Here is a 21,020-nt window from a genome sequence, read left to right as displayed (position 1 = left end):
GCACCAATTTCCGGCGCGCCGCCCGGCTTTGGGGCCGGGCGGCTTGCGTTTCGTCAAATCAGGCGCGCTTCTTTTCCACGGCCTTGACCACGGCATCGGCGGTGATGCCGAAATGCTCGAACAGGGCCTCGCCCTTGCCCGACGCGCCGTAGCCGGTCATGCCGATGAAGATGCCGTCGGTGCCGATGAAGGCGTCCCAGCCCATGCGCACGCCGGCTTCAACGCCGACCTTGATCGGCGAATTGCCGATGATCGCCTTCTGGTAATCTTCCGGCTGATCGAAGAACAGTTCCATGCACGGCACGGAAACGACGCGGGTGGCGATGCCCTTGTCGCTCAGCTTCTTCTGCGCCTCGACGGCGAGCCCGACTTCGGAGCCGGCGGCGAAGATCGTGACCTCGGCGTCATTGGCCGGGATCAGATCATAGGCGCCGGTCGCGCACAGGTTCTTCTCGGAATAATGGGTGCGCACCGCCGGCAGGTTCTGGCGGGTGAGCGCGATGCCGGAGGGGGCGTGCTTGCTTTCAAGCGCCAACTGCCAGCATTCGGCGGTTTCGGTGGCATCGGCCGGGCGGAACATCAGAAGGTTCGGCACGGCGCGCAGCGACGCCATCTGCTCAACCGGCTCGTGGGTCGGGCCGTCCTCGCCGACGCCGATCGAATCATGCGTCCACACATGGATGACGCGAATGCCCATCAGCGCCGCCAGACGCACCGAGGTGCGGCAATAGTCGGAGAAGATCAGGAAGCCGCCGGAATAGGGAATCAGCCCGCCATGGAGCGCGATGCCGTTCATGGCGGCGGCCATGGCGTGCTCGCGGATGCCCCAGTGCATGAACCGGCCGGAGAAATCGTCCGGCTTGATCGGCGCGGTCTGGCTGGTGTTGGTGTTGTTGGAACCAGTCAGGTCGGCCGAGCCGCCGATGGTTTCCGGAACAACGCCATTGATGACTTCAAGCGCGTTCTGCGAGGATTTGCGCGAGGCGAGCGTCGGCTTTTCCTCTGCAAGTTCCTTCTTGTACTTCTGGATCGCGCGATCGAAGGAGCCGGGCAGGTCGCCGGCGAAGCGGCGGTTGAACTCAGCCTTCACGTCGGCCTTGGCGGCGTCGAGCTTCTTTTCCCACTCGACGCGCATCTTGGTCGAGCGCAGGCCGGCAACGCGCCAGGCATCGAGGATTTCCTCCGGTACTTCGAATGCCGGGTATTCCCAGCCAAGCGCCTTGCGGGTTGCTGCGATTTCCTCGTCGCCGAGCGGCGAACCGTGGGCCTTGTTGGTGCCGGCCTTCTTGGGCGCGCCGTAGCCGATCGTGGTCTTGCAGGCGATCAGGGTCGGCTTGTCGGACTTGTGGGCTTCCTCGATCGCGGCCGCGATCTCGTCCGGATTGTGGCCGTCGATGTCGATCGTGTGCCAGTTGCAGGCCTTGAAGCGGGCGATCTGGTCCGTCGAATCGGCCAGCGAAACCGCGCCGTCGATGGTGATCGAGTTGTTGTCCCAGAACAGCACGAACTTGTTGAGCTTCAGGTGACCGGCGAGCGAGATCGCCTCCTGGCTGATGCCTTCCATAAGGCAGCCATCGCCGCACAGCGCATAGGTGTAATGGTCCATCAGCTCGTCGCCGAATTCATTGGCGAGCTTGCGTTCGGCGATCGCCATGCCGAGCGCATTTGCAATGCCCTGGCCGAGCGGACCGGTGGTGGTCTCGATGCCGCAGGCGTGGCCGTATTCGGGATGGCCGGCGGTCTTGGAGCCGAGCTGGCGGAAGTTCTTGATATCCTCGATCGTCATATCCTCGTAGCCGAGGAGATAAAGCAGCGAGTAAAGCAGCATCGAACCATGACCGGCCGAGAGCACGAAACGGTCGCGGTTCGGCCAGTTCGGGTTCTTGGGATCGAAACGCATGAAGCGGGTGAACAGCACCGTGGCGACATCGGCCGCGCCCATCGGCAGGCCGGGATGGCCGGAATTGGCCTTCTGCACGGCGTCCATGGAGAGGAAGCGGATCGCGTTGGCCATCCGGTTGTGTTTATCAAGAGAAGTCATGTTCTTCTTCGCTTTTCTTGAGTCTGTGGGAATGACATCGGTCTTCGGGAGTGACACTGGTCGACGGATTACCGGCGAAATCGCCGGACGGCAATGCTGCCGCGAAAACTATTATGTTGATCCGGACGACAAGGCAGCCGTCCTCAGGCGCCCCCTTGCCCGGAAACGTCGGGACCCTACACCATTTCATACGGGCCTGCCACCGCTTAAATCGGCAAGTTTGCGGGCGCTGCTGCTCTCTCATATTTGCTGGTGGCAAGGCCCGTTGCGGCAAAACCTGCCTGATACGACAGGCGAATCTGTCAGGTCGCGCGAACGAAGTTTCCTATTGACAACTATCAGGCTGCGTTGACCTCTGCTCTCAACTCTCCCTAAGATCATGATGATAATTAGAGCATCTTGGCGATTCGCTCCCGGCGACGTGACGGCTTGCAGAAGATGCCGGGTCAAATTCCCTCACGGGGTTGTAAAGAATGGTCGCAAACACTGACCGGTTGGACGCCGCGCTTGCCGCGCTCGAAAAGGCTTTTTCGTCTCTCGAGAATGCGATCGACGCCCGCGCGGAAAACCTCCAGAACCGCGAGGAGCTCGAAAACGAGGTCCGGATCGTGCATGAGGACCGGGCCGGTCTCGCGCGCGAACTCGATCAGGCGCAGTTTCGCGCGAACCGGCTCGAGGAAGTCAACCGCGAGGTTTCCGGTCGGCTGGTGGCGGCAATGGAGACCATACGCTCCGTTCTCGCTCACGAGAAATAAGAGGCGAGGCAGATGGCGCAAGTCACGGTCAATATCGACGGCAAGGCCTACCGCATGGCCTGCGAGGAAGGTCAGGAGGAGCACCTGCTGGACCTCGCAGCTCGCTTCGATTCCTACATCTCCAATCTGCGCGGCAGTTTCGGCGAGATCGGCGACCTGCGCCTGACCGTGATGGCCGGCATTATGATCATGGACGAACTCCACGATCTGCAGACGGCAGTGGACGCCAATGCTGCCGAGCTTGCGGAATTGCGCCGCGCCGCCGGCTCCGCCGACGAGGCGCGCACCGCCGAGGCAGATGCGCTGGCCGACAGGCTGGAAAACCTCGCCGAGCGGATCACGACGCTGTCGCGCAAGGTCTCCGGCGTCACGAAATAGCTGCTGCCATGTCCCGGCTCGCGGCCGAAAATATCGGTCTGCCTCCCCCTTCCAGAGGACCATCGGACGCTCTATATAGGAGATACGGTCTGCGCTTCTCGACAGGAGTCAACACGAATCCCCGGGGCCTTACTCGATCCTAAGGGAGCTGTCCCTGACCCGGCCCGTGGGCTGGGTTATATGGCGCCCACCTACTTCTGTAGGCGCCCAGGATCCAACCGATTCCATCGGTCGCCGTGGACCGCACTTCTCACCGGGGGAGAACCCTCTTGGCCCTTCCCACAAAGCCCGAACTGCGCAATGAAAGCCTGAAACGGCGCGACGCGCTGTCCGTTGACGAGCGGCAGGAAAAGAGCCTCGCGATCGCCACCCATGGCGCCGAGGCGCTGTCCGGGCTTGCCGCCGGCAAGTGCGTTGCCGCCTATCACCCGATCCGCTCCGAAGTCGATGTCACGCTGCTTGCCCATATGCTGGAGGATGCCGGCGCGCGGCTGGCGCTGCCGGCGGTGCTCGATCGCGAGACCATCGTCTTCCGCGCCCATAGTGCGGCCGGGACGCTGGTGCCCGGCGGCTTCGGCACAATGGCGCCGGGGGAGGACGCTGAGATCGTCGATCCGGATATTCTCCTGATGCCGCTTTCCGTGTTCGACCGAAAGGGCAACCGTATCGGCTATGGCGCCGGCCACTATGACCGCGCGATCGAGCGGCTTGCCGCCAAGGGCCGCAAGCCGTTGCTGATCGCCGTCGCCTTCGATTTGCAGGAAGCGCCGGCGGTGCCCGCCGAAGCCCATGACATGCCGCTCGACGGCGTGATCACCGAGGCGGGGCTCGCCTGGTTCGGCGATCCGCCGGAAGGTCTCTGAGCTGCCGCGTTGCCTCTTGCGGCACAAAATCATTGCCATGACCGCCTCAACGGCTCTAAACCGGCCGCAAAACCAATGCGCGGCGCGCGCGGCAGGATGGATTTTTCATGCGTTTGCTTTTTCTGGGGGATATGGTTGGCAAGACGGGGCGCACGGCGGTGTGGGAACGGCTGCCCGGCCTGATCAGCGAGCTGAAGCTCGATTTCGTCGTCGTCAACGGCGAGAATGCCGCCGGCGGCTTCGGCATCACCGAGTCGATCTTCCAGGATACGATCGATGCCGGCGCAGACGTTGTGACCACCGGCAACCACGTCTGGGACCAGAAGGACGCGATCATCTTCGCCGACCGGCACGAGCAGTTTCTGCGCCCCGCCAATTATCCGGCGGGCACGCCCGGCCGCGGCTCCTCGCTCTACTACGCCAGGAACGGCGCGCGGGTTCTGGTGGCCAACATCATGGGTCGGGTGTTCATGCATCCGGAACTTGACGATCCCTTCAAGGCCGCCGAGACCATTCTGGAGGCCTGCCCGCTGAAGAGCGAGGCCGATGCGATCGTTTTCGATTTCCATGCCGAGGCAACCAGCGAGAAACAGGCCTTCGGCCATTTCGTCGATGGCCGCGCCAGCCTCGTCGTCGGCACCCATACTCATGTGCCCACCGCCGACTGCCAGATCCTCAATGGCGGCACCGGCTTCATGTCGGATGCCGGCATGTGCGGCGATTACGATTCCTCCCTTGGCATGGACAAGGAAGAGCCGCTCAACCGCTTCATCTCGAAGATGAACAAGTCCCGCTTCGAAGCTGCCACCGGCCCGGCCACCATCTGCGGCCTCGGGGTCGAGATATCGGATCGCACGGGACTGGCGGAAAAGATCGCGCCGTTGCGTCTGGGGCCGCGGCTTGAGGAAACGGTGCCGGCGTTCTGGGCTTAGGGACCCTTCGGCTCCCTGCCATCAAAAGCCCAGAAGGAACCGTCCGCCCATCCAAAGGCCCATCAGGATCATCATCAGGTTCTCGGTGAGCGAGATGAAGCCGAGCGGAACGGAGGAATTGCCGCCGACGCAGGCGCATTTCAGTTCGCGCTTGTCGATATAGACGGCCTTGAACACGCTGATTGCGCCCACCGTCCCGATGAACAGCGCCACCGGCGCGGAGAGCCAGGGCAGCAGGCCGGCCGTCATCAGGATGCCCGCAAGGGCCTCGCCATAGGGATAGACCTTGCCATAGGGCACCCAGCGCCTCGCCAGCAGATCATAGTTCAGGAACATGATCGAAAACTGTTCCACATCCTGCAGCTTCTGGATCGCGAGGATCGTCATCGAGAGAGAGATGAACCAGATCACGCTCTGCCATGTCAACACAGTGCCGTATTGGTGAAAGGCCAAGCCCAGCGCGAGCAGGGCCGCGACCGAAAAGATCGCGATCACCGGGCGATAGCTGGTGTCGGATTGCTCCTCCTCGGGCGGATCAACGCCAAGAAACACCCTGAGATCGTCATAGCCGCCGATCCGCTCTCCATCGATGAAAGTCTGCGGCGTTGTCTCCACATCATGCTCGCGCTGGAAGACGTCGGTCTCCTCGCGGGTCTTCAGATGATGATCTTCGACTTCATAGCCGTGCCGTTCCAGCATGTCCTTGGATTTCAGGCCATAGGGGCAGATGTGATCGGGCATCACCATCCGGTAAAGTCTGGTGGTTTTCGCGGACTCGGCCATTCCTTCCCTCCAATCCTGCAGGCGTTGTGGCCGTGCCCGTTATGGAGATCGGGAAACGGCTCTTTCAGGCCCAACGAAACGCCGTCGGTTATGTTCCCCGGGGGAAGCGAAAGCCGATTTCCAGAAACCCCGACTGAGACTATCATGTGAGCCGGCGCCGCGATGGGCGGCGGGGAAAGGGAGGGCCGGATGGCCGCTGCGATCACCTTTGCGCTTTCGAATTTCACATTGACCTGCTTCGTCTTTGGCCTGATCGCCGCGGCGATCGCGCTTGCCGCTCAGCGACCGCCGCGTCCGCAAGGCGCCGTGGTCGAGGCCTTGCTCGCATGGTTCCTGTTCTTTTCGATCGGCGTTTCGCTGTTCTATAATTTCATCATGCATGTCTTCTTCGGCAAGATGACGGCCTCGTTCATCGGCTGGGCGGATAGCCCGTTCCAGGCGGAGGTCGGCTATGCCAGCCTCGGCTTCGCGGTCGTCGGGTTCATGGCTGTCGCCGGCAACCGCGGCCTGAGGATCGCCGCGATCGTCGGCCCCACCTGCTTTCTCTGGGGTGCCGCGGTCGGCCACGTGATCGACATGGTCCGCACCCACAATTTCGCACCCGGCAATGCCGGCGTCGTGTTCTGGACGGATATCCTTCTGCCGGTCTTCGGGCTGGCACTGCTGGCGATGAGCCGGGAGGGGGCGCACCGCTCAGCTTGAAAGGGCCGGTCTGTCTCGAGGCGGCCAAGTCGCAAAGACCCGGTCGCCTCTTTCATCAACCCTTCTCAGCGAGAGCGTGGGGCACGATGCCCGGAGGCTGCCAGTCGCCGTCGAGGACGGCTTGTTTCGGCCAGTAGATCCGCATCGCGACATAGAAGGGCCCGTCGGGCGCGGGCAGCCAGTTGGCCTTTTTCGCGGGGTCCGTCGGCGCGTCTTTCTGGATGTAGAGGGTCAGCGAGCCATCGGCGTTCTTTGAAAGCTCGGGCAGCATTGGCGCGTTGATGAGGTAGCGGTCGATCGGGTTCGGCACGAGATGCTGGGTCTTGCCGTCATACATGGTGACCGACCAGAAGGCGTTGGCGGGCGGCAGTTCGCCGGGTTTGAAGGTGATCGTGTAATCCGATTTCGAGCCGTCGAGCTTGTTGTGGTCGATGTCGATATTGGTGATCGGATAGACCGCCTCGGCGGTGTCGTTGGCAAGCAGTCCAGCCACGGCGACGGCGGCGCGCAGGCCCCAATTGCCGTCATAGCCATCGCGGTTGCCCTGAACGCCGGTGCTCACGCTCCAGCCGTTCTCGATCTTGCCCATGGATTTGATCGCGTTGGCGATATCGGCGCGGGCGGCCTTCACGCCCTGTTCGATCGCCGCAAGCTCGGCCTCGCCGGCATCTGCCGGGGGGAAGGGCTTGCCGGCTTCCAGCCCGATGCTGGCGAATTCTTCGCGCAGCGGTTTCTCGACCGCCGCCGGGCCGGTTGCCGGAGCGAACTCGAGCAGGAAGGCGAGATAGCCGAGGGGATTCTCCTTCGCCGACTGGTCGTCGATCTTCGGCCAGTCGATCGCAGGGGCCGGCGCAGGCGCCGGCTCGCCTAGGAAGGCGGAAAGCGGCTCGACCGTGTAGCCGGCCTGGATCTTGCGGACATTGTTGATATCGGCCGGGTTGAAGAGCTGCGTGCGATAGAGCGCGGTCGCGAACTCGGTCTCGGACTGGAACATCTTGGCAATGCCCTTCGGCGCATCGCCCTTCCAGTCGGGCCCGGCCACGGCGTAGCAGGCGGCGTCATTGCCGGTGGTTCGCGAGCCGATATAGCCGAAATTGAAGGTGTAGAGCGAGGTCAGCATCACCGAGTAGTAGCGGTCCTTGTCGATTGCGGGCACGCACAGCACCAGCGGCTCGGCGCGCAGGTCCATCCAGAGCTCCGAATAGGGCGTGTCGCTGTTGGGCGTGACGATCGAGGTATCGGCAGGCGTGAACACGTTGGATTCATTGTGCAGCGTGTTGAACGGGGCCTTGAACTGCGAATTGCCCGTGTCGATCGCCTGATCGTACATCAGCTTGTAGAGGTCCACCATCGGCAGGCCGTAGACGGTCGCCTCCTCGGCGATCCTGGCGGTATCGTTAGTTCTGTCGGCGGCAATGCCGCTGACCGGGACAAGAAGAAGGCCGGCAACCGCAAGGCCGGCGATGAAGAGCTTGTACATCTGTATCTCCTGTTGCGCACAGTGCCGTCGCAAGCTGCGCGTGCCGGCGGCGGTTTCAATCCTGGCCTCTATACAACCTGAAATATGAATACAGCATGGCCGAACACTTGTGATGCGGGAAAAGCAGGGCGCGACATTTTTGCGCGGGCTTCAGGCTTTGGTAACCAAACTCGCGGAAAATCCGGTTCGTCACCAGTTTTCGAGTATGTGTAAAAAGCGAGTATCACATGGTTCCGGTTTCCGCCCTTCAGGCAAAGGCGGCGCGTCCCGCGCCGTGGCTCGACACCATCATCAAGGGCGATTGCGTTGCAGCGCTTGAAAACCTGCCGGATCACTCGGTCGACGCGATCTTCGCCGATCCGCCTTATAACCTCCAGCTTGGCGGCGTGCTCCATCGACCCGACCAGTCGAAGGTCGATGCCGTCGACGACGCCTGGGACCAGTTCGCTTCGTTTGAAGTCTATGACGCCTTCACCCGCGCCTGGCTGCTTGCCTGCAAGCGGGTGCTGAAGCCCACCGGCACGATCTGGGTGATCGGCTCCTACCACAACATCTTCCGCGTCGGCGCCAAGATGCAGGATCTCGGCTTCTGGATCCTGAACGACATTGTCTGGCGCAAGACCAATCCGATGCCGAATTTCAAGGGTCGCCGGTTCCAGAACGCGCATGAGACCATGATCTGGGCCAGCCCCAATGCGGAAACCAAGGGCTATACCTTCAATTACGACGCGATGAAGGCGGCCAATGACGATGTGCAGATGCGCTCCGACTGGCTGTTCCCGATCTGCTCGGGCGGCGAGCGGCTGAAGGATGAGGAGGGCCGCAAGGTCCATCCGACCCAGAAGCCCGAGGCGCTGCTGTCGCGCATCATCCTGTCCTCCACGAAACCCGGCGATGTCGTGCTCGATCCGTTCTTCGGCTCCGGCACCACCGGCGCTGTCGCCAAGCGGCTCGGCCGCCATTTCGTTGGCGTCGAGCGCGAGCAGGAGTATATCGACGCCGCCCAGGCGCGTATCGACGCGATCGATCCGCTTTCGGCGGATATGCTGAAGCCGCTGCCGAGCAAGAAATCGCTGCCCCGCGTCGCCTTCGTGTCGCTGATCGAGAGCGGCCTGCTTTCGCCCGGCGACCGCCTGACCTCGCCCAAGGGCGACCATGTGGCGCTGGTGCGCGCCGACGGAACGTTGGTCAGCGGCCAGACCGCCGGCTCGATCCACCGGCTCGGCGCTCAGGTGCAGGGCGCGGAGGCCTGCAATGGCTGGACCTTCTGGCACTATGAGGAGGCCGGCAAACGCCATCCGATCGACCGGCTGCGCGGCGAAATCCGCGCGGCGACGGCGGCAATCTGAGCGGCCGCCAGTCACAACCTATATTAGCGATAATGCAACTAAATATAGAATTTGTTTAGCATTATCGTTTATCGGTTGTTAGGCAAACCCTGCAAAAGGCGTCCTGACCTCCAGACAAGACGCATCCTTCGGGCCCGGTCCCTGCCGGGCCCGAATTATTTCATACGGTGATGCCGTATTTGGCGAGGTCGCGTTCCAGCTGGGCGGCGTTGACGAAGCGGATGCCGTGCCAGCCGGCAGTCTTCGCGCCCTCGATATTTTCCGCCTTGTCATCGATGAACAGCGTCGCCTCCGGCGTCAGGCCGAAGGTTTCTGCATGGCGCTCGAAGATATCGCGGTCGGGCTTGACCATGCCGATCTCGCCGGAAACCGTGATGCCCCGGCCTTCCTCCAGAAACGGATAGCGCGCGCGGCAGATGCTGAAAGTGTCTGACGCGAAATTGGTCAGCAGGGTGACGTCGTGTTTTGAGGCGGCGAGCTTGCGGAACAGGGCCACGGAATCGTCATAGCAATAGGGGATCATCTCCGGCCAGTGGGCGCGGAAGGCGCGGATATTGTCGGCCTCCTCGGGGTGGCGGGCAATCGCCACCGCCTCGGCTTCCGCCCAGGGGCGACCGCGATCCTGCTCGTGGTTCCAGGCATTGGTGCAGACTTCGGCGAAAAACCAGTTGCGTTTCGCCTCGTCCGGAATGATGCGCTTGAACGGGATCAGCGGGTCGTAATGCACCAGAACATGGCCGATGTCGTAGACGATATGGCGGATTTCAGCGGTCATGGGGTCTCCGTTTGAATGCATCGGGGATGGCCTTGGAAATGGCCTTCTTCATTACACTGGGAAGCGCTTTTTCGCCAAGCCCGGTTTCCCATCGCCCGCCATCAACGGGCTGCTCCGCCGTCACCGCATGCCAGACGGAAAGCCGCAGCTCGAAATGGGTGAAGACGTGGGTGATCTCGCCGGCATGGCTCCAGTCGGCGGCGAAAGGGGCGGCGTCGCTGCCGGTCTCGCCATCCTGGCGGGCCGTCCAGCCGGTGGTCGGCGGTTCCGCCATGCCGCCGAGAAGTCCCGCGCCGGGGCGGGTGCGCAGCAGCACGCGGCCATCCGGCGTTTCGGCCACGAAGGCGGCACCCTTTCGCACCGGCCGTGCGGCTTTCGGCATCTTCAGCGGAAACCGTTCGGGATCGTCATTGGCAAGCGCCAGACAGTGCCCGCGGAACGGACAGAGCGCGCAGGTCGGCCGCTTCGGCGTGCAGATCGTGGCGCCGAGATCCATCATCGCCTGGGCGAAGTCGCCGGGCCGTTCGCGCGGCGTCAGCTTCGCGGTCCATGACCGGATTTCGGGCTTGGCGGCGGGCAGCGGTGTCTCGATTGCGAAAAGCCGGGTGACGACGCGCTCGACATTGCCGTCGACCACGGTTTCGGGGCGGTCGAAGGCGATCGAGGCGATTGCTGCTGCGGTGTAATCGCCGATGCCGGGCAGCGCCTTCAGCCCCTTGAGCGTGTCGGGAAACACGCCGCAATGTTCGCGCGCGACGGTTTCTGCGCATTTCTTCAGGTTGCGGGCGCGGGCGTAATAGCCGAGCCCGGCCCAGGCGGCCATGACCTCGTCGGTTTCGGCTGCGGCCAGGTCCTCGACCCTCGGCCAGCGGGCGAGGAACTTTTGGTAATAGGCCTTGACCGCCTGCACCGTGGTCTGCTGCAGCATGATCTCGGAAAGCCAGACATGGTAGGGGTCTGCTCGCGCGCCCTTCAGCCGGTCACCGGGGCCGGTCCGCCAGGGCAGGTCGCGGTGATGGCGGTCGTACCAGGTGAGCAGGTCGTGAGAAAAATGATCCATGAAATTCCGGTGCTGTGCTTTTTCTCCTGATCGCGTACAGTGCCGGGCGCGAACGGGCAACATCTGCTGCCCGTTTTCATATTTATTGTCGAAAGAGCATGATGCGTCCCACCCGTTCAAGAAGCGCCAGCCAGATTGCCGATGTCGCCAACGGCCTCATCGATCCGATTCTCGCAAAACGCGCCGGCATCTCCACAGCGCTTCTCAATGCCTGGCCGGAGATTGCCGGCGAGACCTATGCCGAATTCTCCCGCCCCGAAAAGATCGCCTGGCCGAAACGGTCGGGCGCTGAGGAGGATGGCGGTTTCAGGCCGGGAACGCTGACGATTGCCTGCGAGGGCGCGCGGGTTCTGTTTCTCACCCACGCCCAGGACGAGTTGATCCACCGGGTCAATGGCTTCTTCGGCTATGTGGCGATCGAGCGGGTGAGGGTGGTGCAAAAGCCGGTCCAGCCGCTCGGCGGAAATCATCGTCCCAAGCCCATGCTCTCGCCATCGGAAAAGCGTGACCTTGAGGCGCGGCTCGAAGGCATCGAATCCGAGGCGCTCAGGAAAGCGATCATGCGACTGGGTGCCGGTGTCATGAGCGAGAAGCGCAAAGGGCGCCGCTAATTCAGCCATCGTTCAGCATGCTCAGGTCACATTTGTTTGAAGCCTTGGCGCGGCGGGCGGCTTGTACATTCGGGCTGCGGTCGCTAGTGAGAGCTACGGGAAACAGACGAGGTAGAGACTATGCCTGAATTCGAGATCACAAAGCGGAACCTGCTGCGCGGCGCGGCTGTCGGCGCGGCAATCGGCTCCATGGGCTTCTCATCCACCATGGCGCAGGACCTGCCGAAGAGCCAGGGCAGCGTCGATATGGAAAAGGCGCTGGAACCCGGCAGCCTTCCCGATATTGCGCTCGGCGAACCGGATGCGCCGGTCAAGATCATCGAATATCTCTCCATGACCTGCCCCCACTGCGCCAAGTATCAGGAAGAGACCTTCCCGGCGATCAAGGAAAACTTCATCGATACCGGCAAGGTCTATTATATCTTCCGCGAATTTCCCTTCGATCCGCGCGCCATGGCGGCCTTCATGCTTGCCCGCTGCACGCCGAACGACAAGTATCTGCCGTTCGTCGACATGATGTTCCAGCAGCAGCGCACCTGGGCGACAGCCGAAGACGGCAGCGCCGCCATGCTGCAAATGGCGAAACTTGCCGGTTTTACACAGGAAAGCTTTCAGGCTTGCTTGACGGACCAGAAGCTGCTTGATGACATTAACGCAGTCAGAACGCGCGGTGCGGATGAATTCGGGGTCAACGCCACGCCGACCTTCCTGATCAACGGAAAGAAATATGCGGGGGATATGTCGGTTGACACCATGTCGGCCCTCATCAACAGCATGCTTTGACCGTACGTTCGAAGAATTTCGGGCGCGCGCCAGCAACGGCGCGCGCTTTTTTGCGTTTGGGCGAGTGTATCTGGCCTTGCGGCTTGCTCCCGATACTCTCTCCCGCTTGCGGGAGAGATGCCCCGAAAGGGGCAGTGAGGGTGAAGCAGCGTATCCAATCGTGAGGGTGTTCGAGAGGAAAGACTCCCCCCTCACTGTCGCTTTCGCGACATCTCTCCCCTCCGGGGCGAGAAGATGGGGGGGCTATGCGGCGGCGGCAGGCACGGATGGCTTCGGCCAGCCGATCGCCATCAAGGGGCGCGCGGCATGAAGTTCACCCGCCTGCGCCTTATCGGCTTCAAATCCTTTGTCGAAACAAGTGATTTCATCATCGCGCCGGGGCTGACGGGCGTCGTCGGGCCGAATGGCTGCGGCAAATCGAACCTTGTCGAGGCGCTGCGCTGGGTGATGGGAGAAAATTCCTACAAGAACATGCGCGCCTCGGGCATGGACGACGTGATCTTCTCCGGCTCCGGCAATCGCCCGGCGCGCAATGCCGCCGAAGTCGGCCTTCATATCGACAATTCCGACCGCACCGCGCCCGCCGCCTTCAACGACAGCGACGAGATCCAGGTCTCGCGCCGGATCATGCGCGAGCAGGGCTCGCAATATCGCATCAACGGCAAGGAGGCGCGCGCCAAGGATGTCCAACTGCTGTTCGCCGACGCCTCGACCGGGGCACGCTCGCCCTCCATGGTCGGGCAGGGGCGGATTGGCGAGCTGATCCAGGCCAAGCCGCAGGCGCGCCGCCAGCTTCTGGAAGAGGCCGCCGGGATTTCCGGGCTCTATTCCCGCCGCCATGAGGCGGAACTCCGCCTGCGCGCCGCCGAAACCAATCTGGAGCGGCTCGAGGACGTCACCGGGCAGTTGACCAGCCAGATCGAAAGCCTGAAGCGCCAGACCCGGCAGGCGACCCGGTTCAAGATGCTTTCGGCCGATATCCGCGCTCATGACGCGATCCTGCTGCATCTGCGATGGGTCGATGCCAAGACGGCGGAAGGCGAGGCGACCAGCGCGCTCAACCAGTTGACCGCGACGGTGGCCGAGCGTGCCAACCAGCAAATGGAAGCCGCCAAGGCCCAGGCGATCGCCGGCCTGAAGACGCCGGAACTGCGCGATGCTGAGGTCAAGGCCGCGGCGCTTCTCCAGCGTCTGCAGATCGCCCGCCGCCAGCTTGAGGACGATGCCTCGCGCCAGACCCAGCGCCGCGATGAACTCTCCCGTCGGCTGCTTCAGCTTGGCGAGGACATTCGCCGCGAGGAGGCCATGATCGCCGACAACAGTGCCATTCTCGCGCGGCTGGACGAGGAGGAGGCCGAGCTTACGGAATTGATCGGCTTGTCCGGCGAGGAGCTTGCTGAGGCCCGGGAGAAGATGGACGAAGCCGCGGCTCGGCTTGGCGAAAGCGAGGCGGTGTTCACCACGCTGACGGCAGAGCGGGCCGAGGCTGCGGCCAACCGCAGCCAGCTCGAGCGCACCATCGCGGACCTCACCGACCGCCGCCAGCGGATCGAGCGCCAGATCGGCGACGCACAATCCGAGTTTTCCGCAATCAGCGAACGCATTGCCGGCCTGCCGGACCCGGCGGAAAAACAGGCGGCGCTGGAAGAAGCGACGGTCGCTGAAGAAGAGGCGCTTGCCGCCGCCGAGGAAGCCGACGAGCGGCTTGCCGAGGCGCGTCGCAACGAGGCGCTGACCCGCCAGCCTGTGGAGGCCGCGCGTGCGCGGCTTTCGGAAATCGAGACCGAGGCGCGCACGATCGACAGGATGCTGGCCGCAAGCGCTGCCGCCGGCGATTTCACCCCGCTTGCCGAATTGCTGAGCATCGAGCAGGGGTACGAGACCGCGCTCGGCGCGGTGCTTGGTGACGATCTCGATGCCCCGCTGGAGGCCGATGCCCCGGCCCACTGGCACGGCAATGGCGATGGCGACGGCGATGCCGCGCTTCCTGAAGGCTGCCGTCCGCTGAACACGCTTGTCGATGCGCCCGCCGAAGTGTCGCGTCGCCTGCGCCAGGTGGGGCTTGTGGCCGAAGACAAAGCCCTTGCCCTGATGGCAAAGCTCGCACCGGGCCAGGAACTGGTCACCGAGGCGGGCGCGGTCTATCGCTGGGATGGCTTCATCAAAGGGGCGGATGCCCCAAGTGCCGCGGCCCTCAGGCTGTCCCAGAAGAACCGGCTGGCAGCGCTCGAAGAGGAACGCCGCGAGGCCGAGGTGGCGCTGGAGGATGCCCAGGCGGCACAGGCCGAGGCCGGCGAGGCCGTTCGCGCAAACGAGCAGGCGGTGGCCGCAGCGCGCGAGGCGGTGCGCATGGCGGGCCGCGCCGTGGCCGATGCACGGGCAGCGCTTGCCGAGGCCGAGCGCGCATCCGGCGAACTGGTGCGCCGCCGCGATGTCGCCGCCGAAACGCTGAGCCAGTTGCAGGCGCAGGGCGAGGATATCGTGCTGAGCTTCGAGAATGCCTCGGCGGCGCTTGCCGAAACGCCGGATTACTCCGCGCTCGAAAACCGGCTTTCGGCGCAGGGCGCGGAGGTGGCGCGCCATCGCGGCGAACTGGCCGAGGCCCGCGCCCGCCATGACGGTCTGCTGCGCGAAAACGATTCCCGCCAGCGCCGCCTGACCGCGATCGGGCAGGAGCGGGCAGGCTGGCAGAACCGCGCCAGAAGCGCTGAGTCGCAGATCGAAACCCTGAAGTCCCGCGAGGAGGAAGCCCGCGCGGAACTGGAAGCGCTTGAGGAGGCGCCTGAGGAGTTCGAGGAGAAGCGCCGGCAGCTGACCCGCGAACTGGAGCAGGCCGAAGAGGCCCGCAAGGCCGCCGCCGACCGGTTGGCCGAGGCCGAAACCGCCCAGCGCGAGGCCGACAGGGTTGCCGCCCAGGCGCTTTCAAATCTGGCCGAGGCGCGCGAGCAGCGCGGCCGCGCCGAGGAGCGGCTGGTCTCCGCCCGCGAGCGCCGCGAGGGCGCGGAAAAGCGTATTTCCGAGGTGCTGGAAGTCGCCCCCCACGAAGCCTTCCGCCTGACCGGCCTTGCCCCCGATGCCGAGCTTCCCGAACCGGTTTCGGTCGAGCGCGCGCTGGAGCGGCTGAAGATCGAGCGCGAGCGGCTGGGCGCGGTCAACCTGCGCGCCGAGGAGGAGCAGAGCGAGCTTTCGGCCCAGCTCGACGTTCTGGTCAACGAGCGCGACGATATTATCGAGGCGATCCGCAAGCTGCGCGGCGCGATCCAGAGCCTCAACCGCGAAGGGCGCGAGCGGCTGCTGGCCGCCTTCGACGCCGTCAACGATCAGTTCCAGCGGCTGTTCGTGCACCTGTTCGGCGGCGGCATGGCGGAACTGCAACTGATCGAATCCGACGATCCGCTGGAGGCGGGGCTGGAAATCCTCGCCCGCCCGCCGGGCAAGAAGCCGCAGACCATGACGCTGCTTTCCGGCGGCGAGCAGGCGTTGACGGCGATGGCGCTGATCTTCGCCGTGTTCCTCACCAACCCGGCCCCGATCTGCGTGCTGGACGAGGTCGACGCGCCGCTCGACGACCACAATGTCGAGCGCTACTGCAACCTGCTGGACGAGATGGCGGCGACCACCGAGACCCGCTTCATCGTCATCACCCATAACCCGATCACCATGGCGCGCATGGACCGGCTGTTCGGCGTCACCATGGCCGAACAGGGCGTGTCGCAACTGGTTTCCGTCGACCTGCAGACCGCCGAAAAACTGGTCGAGGAGGTCTGAGGGCCGTCTCGCCCTCAGCTATCGACCAAAGAATGGCGTTCGCGCTGCTTTTTTCGCAAGTCCCCAATTCTCATTTCGTCCGCGATGCTCTAACGTCTCGCAGCAGAAGAGGAATTCGCGCTTTCCGGGAAATGGTGGAGATGATCCGGAAGGCGCATGAAGGCGGATGCATGGCGAATTGGGTTTACGGCTTCGGCGCGGGAGATGAGCACGAGATTGACCGCGACCGGCTCGGCGGCAAGGGCGCGGGGCTCGCCGAAATGGCGCGCATGGGCCTGCCGGTGCCGCCCGGCCTCACCATCATCGCCGATGTCTGCCGCTATTTCTACGACAATGGCCGCAGCTTTCCCGACGGGTTGAAGGACGAGGTCGCCGAAGGGCTTGCCGCCGTGGAGGCGGCAACCGGCCGCCGCTTCGGCTCGGGCGACCGGCCGCTTCTGCTTTCTGTCCGCTCCGGTTCACGCGTCTCCATGCCCGGCATGATGGACACGATCCTCAATCTCGGCCTCAATGACGAGACCGTGCTCTCGCTTGCCCGCGACACCGGCGATGCCCGTTTTGCCTGGGACAGCTATCGCCGGTTCATCCAGATGTACAGCGATGTCGCGCTCGGGCTCGACCAGGAAGTGTTCGAGGAGCTTCTCGAGGAGCGGTTGTCCGAGCTTGGCCACCAGGCCGAGACCCAGCTTACCGCCGGCCAGCTCGAGGATATCGTCACAAGCTACAAGGAATTGCTCAGCGAAGAGCTCGACTGCGACTTCCCGCAGGACCCGTTCGAGCAGCTCTGGGGCGCGATCGCGGCGGTTTTCGCAAGCTGGACCAGCGCGCGCGCCATCGCCTACCGCACGCTCCACAATATTCCGACGGAATGGGGAACGGCGGTCAATATTCAGGCAATGGTGTTCGGCAATCTCGGCAATGGATCGGCAACCGGCGTCGCGTTTACCCGCAACCCGTCCACCGGCGAGAATGCGCTCTACGGTGAGTTTCTGGTCAATGCGCAGGGCGAGGATGTCGTCGCCGGCATCCGCACGCCGCAAAGCGTCACGGAAGCCGGGCGCATCGCCTCGGGCAGCGAAAAGCCCTCGCTCGAAAAGCTGATGCCGGAAGCATTCGGCGAGCTCGTGACCATTTCCGCGCGGCTCGAGCGCCAATATGGCGACATGCAGGACATGGAATTCACCATCGAGCGCGGAAAGCTGTGGATGCTGCAGACCCGCAGCGGCAAGCGCGCGGCGGGAGCGGCCGTCAGGATCGCTATGGATATGGCCGATGAGGGACTGATCAGCCGTGCCGAGGCGATCATGCGCATCGATCCAGCAACGCTCGATCAGATGCTGCATCCGACCATCCGGCCGGAATATCGCGGCACCCAGATCGGTTCCGGCCTGCCGGCCTCGCCCGGGGCGGTGACCGGCGAGATCGTGTTCACTGCCGAGGAGGCGATTGCCGCCAAGGCGGAAAAACGCAACGTCATCCTGGTGCGCACCGAAACCAGTCCGGAGGATATCCAGGGCATGACGGCGGCGGTCGGCGTCTTGACCACGCGCGGCGGCATGACAAGCCACGCGGCGGTCGTCGCCCGGGGCATGGGCGTTCCCTGCGTCACCGGCGCCGGCAATATGCGCGTCGACCGGTTCGACAATATCCTTCACGGCACTGGCGGGGTGATGCTCCATGCCGGCGACAAGGTGACGATCGACGGCGCGACGGGCCGGGTGATGAAGGGGGCTGCGCCCACGCAGAAGCCCGCGCTATCGGAGGATTTCCAGCGGCTGATGGTCTGGGCCGACGATGTGCGGCGGATGAAGGTGCGCACCAATGCCGACACGCCTTCCGATGCCCGCGCCGCGCGCGATTTCGGCGCCGAGGGGATCGGCCTTTGCCGCACCGAGCACATGTTCTTCGAAGGCGGGCGCATCCACATGATGCGGCGGATGATCCTCGCCGAAACCGAGGAGGGCAGGCGCGCCGCGCTCGACCAGCTTCTGCCGATGCAGCGGGACGATTTCGAGGCGTTGTTTTCGATCATGCACGGCCTGCCGGTCACGATCCGCCTGCTGGACCCGCCGCTGCACGAGTTCCTTCCTAAGACCGAAAGCGAGGTCGACGACGTCGCCGACGCGCTCGGCATGGACAAGCAGGCGCTCCGGCATCGGCTCGACGCGCTCTATGAATTCAACCCGATGCTGGGCCATCGCGGCTGTCGGCTGGCGATCTCCTATCCCGAGATCACCGAAATGCAGGCGCGAGCGATCTTCGAGGCCGCCGTTGCCGCAGCCCGCGCAACCGGCGAGGCCGTGGTGCCGGAGATCATGGTGCCGCTTGTGTCGCTGCGCGCCGAGCTCGACTATGTGAAGGAACGCATCGATGCGGTTGCCCGCGAGGTGATGACTGAGGCCGGCATGGAGATCGAATATCTCGTTGGCACCATGATCGAGCTGCCGCGCGCGGCGCTTCGCGCCCACAAGATCGCCGAAACCTCCGCTTTCTTCTCGCTCGGCACCAACGATCTGACCCAGACCACGTTCGGGATGTCGCGTGACGATGCGCCGGGCTTCATCGGAACCTATCAGAAGAAGGGCATTATCGAGCGCGACCCCTTCGTCTCACTGGATTTCGACGGCGTCGGCGAACTGATGCGGATGGCCGCAGAGCGCGGCCGCCAGACCCGAGGCGATCTCCAGATCGGCATATGCGGCGAGCATGGCGGCGACCCCGTTTCGATCCGCTTTTGCGAGGGGCTGGCGCTCGATTATGTGTCCTGCTCGCCCTTCCGCGTGCCGACTGCCCGCCTTGCCGCCGCCCAGGCGACGATCGGCCAGTCTCAGCCGGAAAGCCGGTAGCGGTTGTCGAGCATCGGCGCGCCATCCGTTTCCACCCGGCCGCGTTCGACCAGATCTTCCAGGTGGGCCAGTACGGAAAGCGCTGCCGCGCCATGGAGCTTCGGGTCCGTGGTGCGGTAGATCACCTTGACGATCTCGGCGATGGTCTCGTCTCCGGTCGCGATCCGTTCGAGGATCGCCTTTTCGCGCATGCGCCGGTGCGAGCGGGTGGCCCGCAACACGCCCTTGGCATCGCGGATCGTGTCGCCGTGGCCGGAGAGATAAACGGTTTCCGGGCGCTCCAGCAGTTTCTCGATCGAAGCCATGTAATCGCCCATCGAGCCATCGGGCGGGGCCACGATCGTGGTCGACCAGTCCATCACATGGTCGCCGCAGAACAGATAGGGCGTGCCCTGAAGCGCGAAGGCGAGATGATTGGCGGTGTGGCCCGGCGTGTGCACGGCCTGGAGCGCGAAGCCATTATCGGCGGCGATCGTATCGCCATCGTCGAGAACGATATCCGGCTGAAACGCGCTATCCGCGCTTTCGGCAAAGGGATTGACCTCGCCGGCAAAAAGCGGGCGGGCGGTCTCGTGCGGGCCGAAGCCGGCGATCGGCGCCCCGGTCTCAGCTTTCAGCCTGCGGGCCATCGGCGAATGATCCATATGGGTGTGGGTGACGGCGATGAAGCGGACCCTGCGCCCGCCGATCGCGGCAAGCCAGTGCTCCAGATGTCCGTCGATATCGGGACCGGGATCGATGATGCCCACCTCGTCGCGGCCGACGAGATAGCCGTTCGTGCCATAGAAAGTAAACGGCGAGGGATTGTTCGCCGTCAACCGCGCAATGCCTTCCGCCAGCGGCACGGCGTGTCCATAGGCCGGATCGAATTCGGGTATGCCCATTCGCATTTCCTTCAATTTCTGCCCTGCCTGTCTGACACCATGCGCGCAAAATGCAAGGCCGGAGCACTGGCCCGAAGATCGGAATGAACTCCTGAGAGCATTATGCGTGCATTCGACCAATGTGCGCGCTCCAAGCGTGCGAACCAAGGCACGGCGCTCAATGCCGTCCGTGCCTATCGCCGGCCAGAACGCCCTCTGCGAATCCATTCGGATGCACAAAGGCGCTCACACTTTTTGAATCCACGCATGGGGCGAAAAAATGGAATCCGGTTTTCGATCAGCCGATGGATCAAAACAAAGAGCTGGATCATCTGGGCTGCAGGCTACCCGCCCGATGACCCAGAATCTCTTCAGGCGGACAGATTTAGACGTTGAGACCGGCCGCGAGCTTTGCTAAGAGGCTGTGCGCACCGCCGGCCCATGCCTGCGGGCCCTTGCTGGGGTGTAGCCAAGCGGTAAGGCACCGGTTTTTGGTATCGGCATGCGCTGGTTCGAATCCAGCCACCCCAGCCAACTTGATATTCAAGTCATTGAAATAAAAAACAGTTTTGTCTGTTTCACTGCGCGTCAAACCCGCAGTGTCACACATAACTGTAACACAAACGGCATCAGGCTGCGTCAGACGAGGTTGAAGCCGATGCCGACGATTGCCCATGTTTTCCGCCGAGGCGCCGTTTACACTTGGCGCCGCCGTGTTCTCGTTCGCTCTGGAAATGCAACCAAAGCTGGTTATATTCAGGTAAGCCTGCACACACGTTCCCTTCTTGGTCGTCGACCTTGTCACCGCGATCGTCTCAGTCCGACCGGATGCCGAGCCATCCGCCGACAATTCTGACCGCAGAATGGAAGTCATCAGCCAGCACCTGCTCGCTGGATTGGTCGCGTCCGTTCGTCATCCGGCGCCAGGTCAGGCGCAAGCTGATGCAGACCAGGGTGAAAGACGCCGCGGACTGGAAAGAGGCGTGCAGGATCTACGCGCGCGATCTGGCTGACTGCGCGACAGGCCTCGC

The 21,020-nt window shown here is 63.6% G+C and carries 17 protein-coding genes, 1 tRNA gene and 1 other RNA gene; 13 read left to right on the top strand and 6 right to left on the bottom strand.

Going from position 1 to position 21,020, the window contains the following annotated elements:
- Nucleotides 1-58: 58 nt before the first annotated feature.
- A complete protein-coding gene (gene tkt, locus V6767_RS19520) occupies nucleotides 59-2,041 on the bottom strand; it encodes a transketolase (protein ID WP_448474984.1) in 1,983 nt (660 codons plus the stop codon).
- A gap of 473 nt (nucleotides 2,042-2,514) precedes the next feature.
- Here tkt and V6767_RS19515 point away from each other — a divergent pair, with 473 nt between their 5' ends.
- From V6767_RS19515 to V6767_RS19495, 5 genes are all read left to right on the top strand, one after another.
- Nucleotides 2,515-2,796: a DUF4164 domain-containing protein gene (locus V6767_RS19515; protein WP_448474983.1), complete on the top strand. Its 282-nt coding sequence runs from the start codon at nucleotides 2,515-2,517 to the stop codon at nucleotides 2,794-2,796.
- 12 nt (nucleotides 2,797-2,808) lie between these two features.
- A complete protein-coding gene (locus V6767_RS19510) occupies nucleotides 2,809-3,174 on the top strand; it encodes a cell division protein ZapA (RefSeq protein ID WP_448474982.1) in 366 nt (121 codons plus the stop codon).
- 83 nt (nucleotides 3,175-3,257) lie between these two features.
- Nucleotides 3,258-3,421: non-coding RNA, 6S RNA (ssrS, locus tag V6767_RS19505), on the top strand.
- 22 nt (nucleotides 3,422-3,443) lie between these two features.
- Entirely contained in the window at nucleotides 3,444-4,037 is a 594-nt protein-coding gene (locus V6767_RS19500; RefSeq protein ID WP_448474981.1) for a 5-formyltetrahydrofolate cyclo-ligase, read from the top strand.
- A gap of 107 nt (nucleotides 4,038-4,144) precedes the next feature.
- Entirely contained in the window at nucleotides 4,145-4,969 is an 825-nt protein-coding gene (locus tag V6767_RS19495; RefSeq protein WP_448474980.1) for a TIGR00282 family metallophosphoesterase, read from the top strand.
- Nucleotides 4,970-4,990: 21 nt separating this feature from the next.
- On the opposite strand, the gene V6767_RS19490 is transcribed toward V6767_RS19495, so the two are convergent.
- Nucleotides 4,991-5,752: a MauE/DoxX family redox-associated membrane protein gene (locus tag V6767_RS19490; protein ID WP_448474979.1), complete on the bottom strand. Its 762-nt coding sequence runs from the start codon at nucleotides 5,750-5,752 to the stop codon at nucleotides 4,991-4,993.
- Nucleotides 5,753-5,941: 189 nt separating this feature from the next.
- Between V6767_RS19490 and V6767_RS19485 the strand changes: the two genes are divergently transcribed.
- Nucleotides 5,942-6,454 carry a DUF6790 family protein gene (locus tag V6767_RS19485; protein ID WP_448474978.1) on the top strand — a complete coding sequence of 171 codons (513 nt, stop codon included), beginning with the start codon at nucleotides 5,942-5,944 and terminating at the stop codon, nucleotides 6,452-6,454.
- Between the two features lie 55 nt (nucleotides 6,455-6,509).
- On the opposite strand, the gene V6767_RS19480 is transcribed toward V6767_RS19485, so the two are convergent.
- Nucleotides 6,510-7,934, bottom strand: coding sequence for a DUF1254 domain-containing protein (locus V6767_RS19480; RefSeq protein ID WP_448474977.1), 1,425 nt, complete (start codon nucleotides 7,932-7,934; stop codon nucleotides 6,510-6,512).
- Nucleotides 7,935-8,161: 227 nt separating this feature from the next.
- On the opposite strand from V6767_RS19480, the gene V6767_RS19475 reads away from it, so the two are divergent.
- Nucleotides 8,162-9,283, top strand: coding sequence for a DNA methyltransferase (locus V6767_RS19475; protein WP_448431257.1), 1,122 nt, complete (start codon nucleotides 8,162-8,164; stop codon nucleotides 9,281-9,283).
- A gap of 160 nt (nucleotides 9,284-9,443) precedes the next feature.
- On the opposite strand, the gene V6767_RS19470 is transcribed toward V6767_RS19475, so the two are convergent.
- Together V6767_RS19470 and mutY are read right to left on the bottom strand one after the other, a co-directional pair.
- On the bottom strand, nucleotides 9,444-10,058 hold the full coding sequence (locus V6767_RS19470) for an HAD family hydrolase (RefSeq protein ID WP_448474976.1): 615 nt from the start codon (nucleotides 10,056-10,058) through the stop codon (nucleotides 9,444-9,446).
- Nucleotides 10,048-11,118: an A/G-specific adenine glycosylase gene (gene mutY, locus V6767_RS19465; RefSeq protein ID WP_448474975.1), complete on the bottom strand. Its 1,071-nt coding sequence runs from the start codon at nucleotides 11,116-11,118 to the stop codon at nucleotides 10,048-10,050. The genes V6767_RS19470 and mutY overlap by 11 nt, the downstream gene beginning before the upstream one ends.
- Nucleotides 11,119-11,219: 101 nt before the next feature.
- On the opposite strand from mutY, the gene V6767_RS19460 reads away from it, so the two are divergent.
- The 4 genes from V6767_RS19460 (at nucleotide 11,220) to ppdK (ending at nucleotide 19,126) form a co-directional block, all read left to right on the top strand.
- Nucleotides 11,220-11,729 carry a DUF721 domain-containing protein gene (locus tag V6767_RS19460; RefSeq protein ID WP_448475020.1) on the top strand — a complete coding sequence of 170 codons (510 nt, stop codon included), beginning with the start codon at nucleotides 11,220-11,222 and terminating at the stop codon, nucleotides 11,727-11,729.
- Nucleotides 11,730-11,849: 120 nt separating this feature from the next.
- Nucleotides 11,850-12,512 (top strand): DsbA family protein, encoded by a 663-nt coding sequence (locus tag V6767_RS19455; RefSeq protein ID WP_448474974.1) that lies wholly within the window; start codon nucleotides 11,850-11,852, stop codon nucleotides 12,510-12,512.
- A gap of 306 nt (nucleotides 12,513-12,818) precedes the next feature.
- Complete coding sequence (locus V6767_RS19450; RefSeq protein ID WP_448474973.1) at nucleotides 12,819-16,280, top strand: chromosome segregation SMC family protein; 3,462 nt, start codon at nucleotides 12,819-12,821, stop codon at nucleotides 16,278-16,280.
- 170 nt (nucleotides 16,281-16,450) lie between these two features.
- Nucleotides 16,451-19,126 carry a pyruvate, phosphate dikinase gene (gene ppdK / locus V6767_RS19445; protein WP_448474972.1) on the top strand — a complete coding sequence of 892 codons (2,676 nt, stop codon included), beginning with the start codon at nucleotides 16,451-16,453 and terminating at the stop codon, nucleotides 19,124-19,126.
- Here ppdK and V6767_RS19440 read toward each other — a convergent pair.
- Nucleotides 19,108-20,010: an MBL fold metallo-hydrolase gene (locus tag V6767_RS19440; RefSeq protein WP_448474971.1), complete on the bottom strand. Its 903-nt coding sequence runs from the start codon at nucleotides 20,008-20,010 to the stop codon at nucleotides 19,108-19,110. The two genes, ppdK and V6767_RS19440, sit on opposite strands and share 19 nt — an antisense overlap.
- A gap of 438 nt (nucleotides 20,011-20,448) precedes the next feature.
- On the opposite strand from V6767_RS19440, the gene V6767_RS19435 reads away from it, so the two are divergent.
- Together V6767_RS19435 and V6767_RS19430 are read left to right on the top strand one after the other, a co-directional pair.
- Nucleotides 20,449-20,523: transfer RNA gene (locus tag V6767_RS19435), tRNA-Gln, on the top strand.
- A gap of 294 nt (nucleotides 20,524-20,817) precedes the next feature.
- On the top strand, nucleotides 20,818-21,020 hold a 203-nt coding region (locus V6767_RS19430), incomplete at its 3' end, for a hypothetical protein (RefSeq protein ID WP_448474970.1).

This window comes from Martelella sp. FLE1502, from assembly GCF_053484255.1.
This window is presented reverse-complemented; position numbering and strand designations above follow the sequence as displayed.

Bases quoted from the DNA above. Each gene is read 5' to 3' on its own strand.
- V6767_RS19515 (WP_448474983.1), top strand. From the start codon at position 2,515: ATGGTCGCAAACACTGACCGGTTGGACGCCGCGCTTGCCGCGCTCGAA.
- V6767_RS19475 (WP_448431257.1), top strand. From the start codon at position 8,162: ATGGTTCCGGTTTCCGCCCTTCAGGCAAAGGCGGCGCGTCCCGCGCCG.
- V6767_RS19495 (WP_448474980.1), top strand. From the start codon at position 4,145: ATGCGTTTGCTTTTTCTGGGGGATATGGTTGGCAAGACGGGGCGCACG.
- V6767_RS19470 (WP_448474976.1), bottom strand. From the start codon at position 10,058: ATGACCGCTGAAATCCGCCATATCGTCTACGACATCGGCCATGTTCTG.
- ppdK (WP_448474972.1), top strand. From the start codon at position 16,451: ATGGCGAATTGGGTTTACGGCTTCGGCGCGGGAGATGAGCACGAGATT.
- V6767_RS19460 (WP_448475020.1), top strand. From the start codon at position 11,220: ATGCGTCCCACCCGTTCAAGAAGCGCCAGCCAGATTGCCGATGTCGCC.
- V6767_RS19450 (WP_448474973.1), top strand. From the start codon at position 12,819: ATGAAGTTCACCCGCCTGCGCCTTATCGGCTTCAAATCCTTTGTCGAA.
- V6767_RS19485 (WP_448474978.1), top strand. From the start codon at position 5,942: ATGGCCGCTGCGATCACCTTTGCGCTTTCGAATTTCACATTGACCTGC.
- V6767_RS19510 (WP_448474982.1), top strand. From the start codon at position 2,809: ATGGCGCAAGTCACGGTCAATATCGACGGCAAGGCCTACCGCATGGCC.
- V6767_RS19455 (WP_448474974.1), top strand. From the start codon at position 11,850: ATGCCTGAATTCGAGATCACAAAGCGGAACCTGCTGCGCGGCGCGGCT.
- tkt (WP_448474984.1), bottom strand. From the start codon at position 2,041: ATGACTTCTCTTGATAAACACAACCGGATGGCCAACGCGATCCGCTTC.
- V6767_RS19440 (WP_448474971.1), bottom strand. From the start codon at position 20,010: ATGGGCATACCCGAATTCGATCCGGCCTATGGACACGCCGTGCCGCTG.
- mutY (WP_448474975.1), bottom strand. From the start codon at position 11,118: ATGGATCATTTTTCTCACGACCTGCTCACCTGGTACGACCGCCATCAC.
- V6767_RS19490 (WP_448474979.1), bottom strand. From the start codon at position 5,752: ATGGCCGAGTCCGCGAAAACCACCAGACTTTACCGGATGGTGATGCCC.
- V6767_RS19480 (WP_448474977.1), bottom strand. From the start codon at position 7,934: ATGTACAAGCTCTTCATCGCCGGCCTTGCGGTTGCCGGCCTTCTTCTT.